Source organism: Dietzia sp. NPDC055343, from assembly GCF_053645265.1.
The window spans coordinates 1-5828 of record NZ_JBSHMJ010000073.1 but is presented as its reverse complement, the minus strand read 5'-3'; the positions used below and the strand labels follow the sequence as shown (position 1 = coordinate 5828).

At 51.0% G+C, this 5828-nt stretch carries 2 tRNA genes and 4 rRNA genes; all 6 read left to right on the top strand.

What is annotated here, in order from left to right:
• Window positions 1–898 (top strand): 16S ribosomal RNA (locus ACWIE7_RS18100); the annotation flags it as partial.
• A 154-nt stretch (window positions 899–1052) separates the two neighbouring features.
• Window positions 1053–1129, top strand: a tRNA-Ile gene (locus ACWIE7_RS18095).
• A gap of 32 nt (window positions 1130–1161) precedes the next feature.
• A tRNA-Ala gene (locus ACWIE7_RS18090) sits at window positions 1162–1237 on the top strand.
• Window positions 1238–1540: 303 nt separating this feature from the next.
• Window positions 1541–4429: ribosomal RNA gene (locus tag ACWIE7_RS18085) — 23S ribosomal RNA — on the top strand.
• 178 nt (window positions 4430–4607) lie between these two features.
• Window positions 4608–4723: ribosomal RNA gene (gene rrf / locus ACWIE7_RS18080) — 5S ribosomal RNA — on the top strand.
• A 374-nt stretch (window positions 4724–5097) separates the two neighbouring features.
• A 16S ribosomal RNA gene (locus tag ACWIE7_RS18075) occupies window positions 5098–5828 on the top strand; the annotation flags it as partial.

Genomic DNA, 5828 nt, shown 5'->3' with positions numbered 1-5828 from the left:
CCAAGCTAGAGTAGGGTAGAGGGGTGTGGAATTCCAGGTGTAGCGGTGAAATGCGTAGATATCTGGAGGAACATCAGTGGCGAAGGCGACACCCTGGACTCATACTGACACTGAGGTGCGAAAGCGTGGGGAGCAAACAGGATTAGATACCCTGGTAGTCCACGCCGTAAACGATGTCTACTAGCCGTTGGGAGCCTTGAGCTCTTAGTGGCGCAGCTAACGCACTAAGTAGACCGCCTGGGGAGTACGGTCGCAAGATTAAAACTCAAATGAATTGACGGGGGCCCGCACAAGCGGTGGAGCATGTGGTTTAATTCGACGCAACGCGAAGAACCTTACCAGGTCTTGACATACAGAGAACTTTCCAGAGATGGATTGGTGCCTTCGGGAACTCTGATACAGGTGCTGCATGGCTGTCGTCAGCTCGTGTCGTGAGATGTTGGGTTAAGTCCCGTAACGAGCGCAACCCCTGTCCTTAGTTGCCAGCACGTCATGGTGGGAACTCTAAGGAGACTGCCGGTGACAAACCGGAGGAAGGTGGGGATGACGTCAAGTCATCATGGCCCTTACGACCTGGGCTACACACGTGCTACAATGGGCAGTACAAAGGGTTGCCAAGCCGCGAGGTGGAGCTAATCCCATAAAACTGTTCGTAGTCCGGATTGGAGTCTGCAACTCGACTCCATGAAGTCGGAATCGCTAGTAATCGTAAATCAGAACGTTACGGTGAATACGTTCCCGGGCCTTGTACACACCGCCCGTCACACCATGGGAGTGGGTTGCACCAGAAGTAGCTAGTCTAACCGCAAGGGGGACGGTTACCACGGTGTGATTCATGACTGGGGTGAAGTCGTAACAAGGTAGCCCTAGGGGAACCTGGGGCTGGATCACCTCCTTAAACGATAGATCACCACCCTGTAAGTGCTCACACGCATTGCTTGATCAACTGGAAGTAATAAACGATTTGTTAGTCGCTAGTACCTAGTGCGATCACTAGAGGTCGCGAGTGTAAGAACTCGAGCGTCCGACAACTAGTGCCTACAGACCCGTATAGGCCTGTAGCTCAGCTGGTTAGAGCGCACCCCTGATAAGGGTGAGGTCGGCAGTTCAAGTCTGCCCAGGCCTACCACTCTTAAGTGAGATCACTTTAAAGTGAAACAAGGGGCTATAGCTCAGCTGGGAGAGCGCCTGCCTTGCACGCAGGAGGTCTGCGGTTCGATCCCGCATAGCTCCACCAAATCCTTTATTACTGAGAAGTCAGTCACTTGTTGTCTGATTGATGTCATCGACTTTACGTTTTATTAAACGCCTTGCCGATCCCATCAATAATAAACAGACCACAACTGACTGGTTTTTACAGCCAGAATGCTCTTTAACAAGGTGAAACGTAAAGTTAAAAATTGCTGATAGAAAAGACGTCTTGTGTATATCTATGTATGTAAATTTACATAATGAGTCCGGCGTATCTACTCATGCGATGTGCTTATTATCGTGAGCACATCAATGTGTTAAATCGTTCAATCAGTCGCTTGTGTTATATGGTCAAGCGACTAAGCGCACACGGTGGATGCCTAGGCAGTTGGAGGCGATGAAGGACGTAGGAGCCTGCGAAAAGGTTAGGGGAGCCGGCAAACATGCTTTGATCCTAACATGTCCGAATGGGGAAACCCACCTAGCATAAGCTAGGTATCCATAACTGAATACATAGGTTATGGAGGCGAACCCGGGGAACTGAAACATCTAAGTACCCGGAGGAAAAGAAATCAACCGAGATTCCCTTAGTAGCGGCGAGCGAACGGGGACCAGCCCTTAAGTGATTTTGGTTTTAGTGGAAGGCTCTGGAAAGTGCCGCGATAGAGGGTGATAGTCCCGTACACGAAAAGGCCTTAATCATGAAATCGAGTAGGACGAGACACGTGATATCTTGTCTGAATATGGGGGGACCATCCTCCAAGGCTAAATACTCCCAACTGACCGATAGTGAACCAGTACCGTGAGGGAAAGGCGAAAAGAACCCCTGTGAGGGGAGTGAAATAGATCCTGAAACCGTGTGCGTACAAGCAGTAGGAGCAGACTTGTTCTGTGACTGCGTACCTTTTGTATAATGGGTCAGCGACTTATTGTCAGTGGCAAGGTTAACCGTGTAGGGGAGCCGTAGCGAAAGCGAGTCTTAATAGGGCGTCTAGTCGCTGGCAATAGACCCGAAACCCGGCGATCTATCCATGTGCAGGTTGAAGGTTGGGTAACACTAACTGGAGGACCGAACCCACTAATGTTGAAAAATTAGGGGATGACGTGTGGATAGGGGTGAAAGGCTAATCAAGCCGGGAGATATCTGGTTCTCCCCGAAAGCTATTTAGGTAGCGCGTCATGTCTCACCCTCGGGGGTAGAGCACTGTTTGGGCTAGGGGGTCATCCCGACTTACCAACCCCATGCAAACTCCGAATACCGAGAAGTGCAATCATGGCAGACAGACAGCGGGTGCTAACGTCCGTTGTCAAGAGGGCAACAACCCAGACCGCCAGCTAAGGTCCCAAATGCTAGTTAAGTGGGAAACGATGTGGGAAGGCTTAGACAGCTAGGAGGTTGGCTTAGAAGCAGCCATCCTTTAAAGAAAGCGTAATAGCTCACTAGTCGAGTCGGCCTGCGCGGAAGATGTAACGGGGCTAAAACTAGCAACCGAAGCTGCGGCTGCATTCTTTGAATGTGGGGTAGGGGAGCGTTCTGTAAGCCTGCGAAGGTGTGTTGAGAAGCATGCTGGAGGTATCAGAAGTGCGAATGCTGACATGAGTAACGATAAGGGGAGTGAAAACCTCCCCCGCCGGAAGACCAAGGGTTCCTGTCCAACGTTAATCGGGACAGGGTTAGTCGGCCCCTAAGGCGAGGCCGAAAGGCGTAGTCGATGGGAAACAGGTTAATATTCCTGTACCTCTTTTTACTGCGATGGGGGGACGGAGAAGGCTAGGCCAGCACGGCGTTGGTAGTCCGTGTTTAAGGTGGTAGGCTGAGGACTTAGGTAAATCCGGGTCCTTAAGGTCGAGAACTGATGACGAGTGTTCCTCGGAACACGAAGTGGTTGATGCCATGCTTCCAAGAAAAGCCTCTAAGCTTCAGGTAAAAAGAGACCGTACTCCAAACCGACACAGGTGGTCAGGTAGAGAATACCAAGGCGCTTGAGAGAACTCGGGTGAAGGAACTAGGCAAAATGGCACCGTAACTTCGGGAGAAGGTGCACCGGTTAGGGTGAAGGACTTGCTCCGTAAGCCCCGGCCGGTCGAAGATACCAGGCCCCTGCAACTGTTTATTAAAAACACAGCACTCTGCAAACACGTAAGTGGACGTATAGGGTGTGACGCCTGCCCGGTGCCGGAAGGTTAATTGATGGGGTTAGCGCAAGCGAAGCTCTTGATCGAAGCCCCGGTAAACGGCGGCCGTAACTATAACGGTCCTAAGGTAGCGAAATTCCTTGTCGGGTAAGTTCCGACCTGCACGAATGGCGTAATGATGGGGGCGCTGTCTCCACCCGAGACTCAGTGAAATTGAATTCGCGGTTAAGATGCCGTGTTCCCGCGGCTAGACGGAAAGACCCCGTGAACCTTTACTATAGCTTTGCACTGAACTTTGAACCTATCTGTGTAGGATAGGTGGGAGGCTTTGAAGCTAAGACGCTAGTCTTAGTGGAGCCGTCCTTGAAATACCACCCTGGTATGTTTGAGGTTCTAACGTCGACCCGTTATCCGGGTTGCGGACAGTGTATGGTGGGTAGTTTGACTGGGGCGGTCTCCTCCTAAAGAGTAACGGAGGAGCACGAAGGTGTGCTAATCATGGTCGGAAATCATGAGGTTAGTGTAAAGGCAAAAGCACGCTTGACTGCGAGACAGACATGTCGAGCAGGTACGAAAGTAGGTCTTAGTGATCCGGTGGTTCTGTATGGAAGGGCCATCGCTCAACGGATAAAAGGTACTCCGGGGATAACAGGCTGATACCGCCCAAGAGTTCACATCGACGGCGGTGTTTGGCACCTCGATGTCGGCTCATCACATCCTGGGGCTGAAGCCGGTCCCAAGGGTATGGCTGTTCGCCATTTAAAGTGGTACGCGAGCTGGGTTTAGAACGTCGTGAGACAGTTCGGTCCCTATCTGCCGTGGGCGTTGGAGATTTGAGAAGAGTTGTTCCTAGTACGAGAGGACCGGAATGAACGCACCTCTGGTGTTCGGGTTGTCATGCCAATGGCACTGCCCGGTAGCTATGTGCGGACGGGATAACCGCTGAAAGCATCTAAGCGGGAAGCCTCCTTCAAGATAAGATCTCCCTGGGGCCTTGAGCCCCCTAAAGAGCCGTTGAAGACTACGACGTTGATAGGTTGGGTGTGGAAGCGTCGCGAGGCGTTGAGCTAACCAATACTAATTGCTCGTGCGGCTTGACCATATAACAGAATCGACTGTTTGAGTGAAACGACACAAACAACGAGACAGTGAAACCGGACTCCGGTAGAATGCAAGGCGTCTACTTCTAGACAGCAAGACTTTACGTGACACCACCCTTTTAGAGTCAATCAAGGCATCTGGAATCTCCAGAATAGGACCTTCGAACTCAAACCGAATTGCTTGATGATCATAGCGAGTTGGAACCACCTGATCCCATCCCGAACTCAGTAGTGAAACGACTTAGCGCCGATGGTAGTGTGGGGCCTCCCCATGTGAGAGTAGGACATCGTCAAGCTTCAAACACAAACCCTTTGTCAGAAATGACAAAGGGTTTTTTTATATATAGTGTAAGCCATCGAATCTTGAAGAGGCCGCACCTAAGGGTGAGGCTCACAGAGATGAGATAACAACAATGCAAAACGAAGATTAAAAATCGCTTGCTAAGTTGTAAAGAGTGCGTATAATGCGCCTCCCACGGTTAAGCCAAAGCGCTAACCGGTTTTTTAACAGCTAGATCAAGCAATGCGTGTGGGCACTTGCGGGGTAGGTTGGTCAACCAATTTATCAAATGCAAGTGACCCGTAAATTCATTATGTGAAATACGTTAACGAGTATTTGAGCAACGTTTTAGTTGTCACTAAGTTCGCTTAGAAGACGACACTTGATTTTAAACTGAAGAGTTTGATCATGGCTCAGATTGAACGCTGGCGGCAGGCCTAACACATGCAAGTCGAGCGCGAAAGTTCTTCGGAATGAGTAGAGCGGCGGACGGGTGAGTAACGCGTGGGAATCTACCCAGTAGTGGGGGACAACGTCTCGAAAGGGACGCTAATACCGCATACGCCCTACGGGGGAAAGGGGGGGATCTTCGGACCTCTCGCTATTGGATGAGCCTGCGTCGGATTAGCTAGTTGGTGGGGTAAAGGCCTACCAAGGCGACGATCCGTAACTGGTCTGAGAGGATGATCAGTCACACTGGAACTGAGACACGGTCCAGACTCCTACGGGAGGCAGCAGTGGGGAATATTGGACAATGGGCGAAAGCCTGATCCAGCCATGCCGCGTGTGTGAAGAAGGCCTTCGGGTTGTAAAGCACTTTCAGTGGGGAGAAAGGTTGTTTACCTAATACGTAAGCAGATTGATGTTACCCACAGAAGAAGCACCGGCTAACTCCGTGCCAGCAGCCGCGGTAATACGGAGGGTGCAAGCGTTAATCGGAATTACTGGGCGTAAAGCGCACGTAGGTGGTTTGTTAAGCTAGCCGTGAAAGCCCCGGGCTCAACCTGGGAATTGCGGTTAGAACTGCCAAGCTAGAGTAGGGTAGAGGGGTGTGGAATTCCAGGTGTAGCGGTGAAATGCGTAGATATCTGGAGGAACATCAGTGGCGAAGGCGACACCCT